Origin of the sequence: Arthrobacter sp. H41, from assembly GCF_000520535.1 — a bacterium.
Taxonomy (GTDB): domain Bacteria; phylum Actinomycetota; class Actinomycetes; order Actinomycetales; family Micrococcaceae; genus Arthrobacter_D.
In genome coordinates, this window is record NZ_KI914833.1 from 1 (window position 1) to 2,563 (window position 2,563).

Below are 2,563 nucleotides of genomic sequence, written 5' to 3' on the forward strand. Positions count from 1 at the left end.
AACAGCGAACCAGCCCCACCGAGGAAACCCCCACCAGCGCCGCCGTCGACCCCTCCCGCGTCCATAACCTCAGCAAACCACCCACCTCTGACATTCCTCGAGGCACCAGAATTCAAAAAAGGCGACTTACCCCGCGAACAGAGGCAACGGCGCCCCGGAGACACCCGCGGACACCGAGAAGAGTGCCCCCGCCAACGGCTCCGCCCCTTCGGCGAGCTCCTGACGGGACGTCGTAATGAAGAGCGTCCGCAGGTCCTCGCCGCCGAAAGCACAGGCTGTCACCTGACTGGCCGGCACGTCGATCCGCTCGCTCAACCGGCCCTCCGAGTCGTACCGCACAACAGCTGATCCACCGTACAAAGCAGTCCAGATGCCGCCCTCGGAATCGATCGCCATGCCGTCGGGGGCTCCGAGCGACGGGTCGACGAGCGCAAAGGTGCGGCGGCCGCTGAACCTGCCTGATTCGACGTCGTAATCCAGTGCGTCTATCCGCTGGGTGGGAGTGTCGGTGTAGAAAGCGGTGTCGCCGGCAGCATTCCAGTGCAGGCCATTGGAGGTCGAGACACCGGCCAACACTGTGGACACCGAGTGGTCGGGAGCCAGCGAGTACAGGGCTCCCGTACCGAATGACCCCATGGATCCGCAGAGGAAGCGCCCCCGGGGATCGCACCCGCCGTCGTTCATGCGCACCGAGGGATCAGTGAAGGCCACCGGCCCTGCCTCGACCGTGGAGAATGACGCATCGGCGAACGCAAAACCCCTCTCCACACCGATGACATAACCTCCCGAGGTCCGCCCGCGCACCGCAGCGGCGACGGCGGGATCAACGGAGTGGCGCACCAGCGTGCCGTCGCTGCTTCGCACCACAACGTCGCCCTCCAGCATGTCCACGAAGAGCAGCGAGCCGATCCGCGGATCCCAGTAAGGTCCTTCTCCGTGATACGTGCACACATCGGTGAGCTGTTCTGCCTTCATTCTGCACTCCTTCGATCGTCAGCCGTTTGCGGGAAGGTCAAGCTGGTCGGAGAGGCTGATGCACTCACGGGTCTGCTCGATCGCCGACACCGGTCCACCCAACTCCACCAGCACGGTGCTCGAGGCCACCTCATCGGGGTTGAAGAGAACTTCCACGGCCGGATCGCGCCCGTACGTGGTGGCCGTCCAGGCGGTATCGCCTTCCTGCAGCACCCAGTCGACGTCGTTCACCGAGACACAGGGATCAGTGGTGGGGCCGGGGACTTCCACTCCACAGCGCAGCACCACCTTTGACGGATCACCCCACGCCGACGTCGCCTGGCTGTTCGTCTCGCGCTGTTCGTTCTCGGCGACCTGGGGAGGCAGGGCGACCATGACCTCCGCGCAGGTGGGATTGGCGGCGTCGACCGCTGGTTCTACGTTGACCACGGGCGCGCAGGCTGTGGTCACCAGGAGCAGCGCCGCGAAAGGCGCCCACAGGCGCTGGGCTTGAATAGGGGTGGGCATGAAGCCAGCCTAATAGCTGGCCCGGACTCCAGAGGTAGCCCGGCCGACACGCTCCACGGCTGGCACTGTTACTAAAGGGACGGAAGTAAACTTGTGGGGGCGCGCCACGCGCAACGATTGAGACAGTCCCTTAGAGAGCGAACATGCAGCGAAAGTCAGTAGCCAGGCGTACGACGTCGGTAGTCCTTGCGGGAATCCTGATGGCCACGGCCGGAGCATCCTCCGCCACGGCCGCGGAGCACGGGGATGAGCCACACACCCAGACGACCTTCGGCGTTCCCGCTCCGCCGGTGCCGACTCCCGACCCGACCCCGAAGGTCGATCCGGTCACCGGTTTCGACATCGACGGCTACACCGGCTACCTCATCCACCCGCCTACCGGTCACCTCATCGAAGCAGCCACGGGTTACCTCCTGTTGCGGGACAGCCTGATCTACACCGGTTTGCAGTACAACGCGGCGACCGGCGAAGTGATCGATCTGGCGAACAGTCCCGCGCTGCCGGCCGAGCCGACCGTTGAGGCGTCCGCGGAACCGACAGCACCACCAGCACCGGTTGCAACGGCCACGGCCACGGCCACGCCCACTGCCACCAAGCAGGCGTCGACGCCGACCGCGGTGGCAACGCTGCCACCAAGCCTGAGCAGCGCGACGCCGGCATCGGCCGGAACAGCAGCGGGAACGCCGTCGGAATCGGCGTCGGCATCCCCGACCCCGGAAGCCCTCGACGCCGAGCGGTCCACGTCCGTGTCGCCGATGGTCTGGGTCATCGGCGCGGTCCTCCTGGTCGGTGCGGCGGCAGCGGCCGCTGTTGCGGTACGACGACGGCGGGCCGGGAAGCGCTGACGTTGCACAGGCCGGAAGGCCATCGGTGCCACTCAAAGCTGACCGGCGCTCGTTCCGTTTACTTTAGGATCTAATGGATCTACTTTAGAGACTAAAGTAAATGAAAAGGAGTAGGACGATGACGACTCTTGCGGTATTCGGTGGATCGGGCAGGACCGGCCGTCAGGTGCTGGACCAGGCGCTTGCTGCAGGCTACGCCGTGCGTGTCCTGGTTCGGCAGGCGTCGTCGATCACCC

4 protein-coding genes are annotated in these 2,563 nt (G+C 65.5%); 2 read left to right on the top strand and 2 right to left on the bottom strand.

Features of this window, described 5'->3' with window-relative positions:
• Nucleotides 1-126: 126 nt before the first annotated feature.
• Nucleotides 127-975, bottom strand: coding sequence for an SMP-30/gluconolactonase/LRE family protein (locus Y705_RS0115050; RefSeq protein WP_026533457.1), 849 nt, complete (start codon nt 973-975; stop codon nt 127-129).
• Nucleotides 976-993: 18 nt separating this feature from the next.
• Nucleotides 994-1,482 (bottom strand): DUF3515 domain-containing protein, encoded by a 489-nt coding sequence (locus Y705_RS0115055; RefSeq protein ID WP_026533458.1) that lies wholly within the window; start codon nt 1,480-1,482, stop codon nt 994-996.
• 143 nt (nt 1,483-1,625) lie between these two features.
• Between Y705_RS0115055 and Y705_RS0115060 the strand changes: the two genes are divergently transcribed.
• Both Y705_RS0115060 and Y705_RS23700 read left to right on the top strand, forming a co-directional pair.
• Nucleotides 1,626-2,327, top strand: a complete 702-nt coding sequence (locus tag Y705_RS0115060) for a hypothetical protein (RefSeq protein WP_155850106.1) — start codon at nt 1,626-1,628, stop codon at nt 2,325-2,327.
• A 118-nt stretch (nt 2,328-2,445) separates the two neighbouring features.
• A partial coding sequence (locus Y705_RS23700) for an NmrA family NAD(P)-binding protein (RefSeq protein WP_162149096.1) occupies nt 2,446-2,563 on the top strand: 118 nt, incomplete at its 3' end.

Coding starts and splice junctions, on each gene's coding strand:
- Y705_RS0115055 (WP_026533458.1), bottom strand. CDS start 1,482: ATGCCCACCCCTATTCAAGCCCAGCGCCTGTGGGCGCCTTTCGCGGCG.
- Y705_RS0115060 (WP_155850106.1), top strand. CDS start 1,626: ATGCAGCGAAAGTCAGTAGCCAGGCGTACGACGTCGGTAGTCCTTGCG.
- Y705_RS0115050 (WP_026533457.1), bottom strand. CDS start 975: ATGAAGGCAGAACAGCTCACCGATGTGTGCACGTATCACGGAGAAGGA.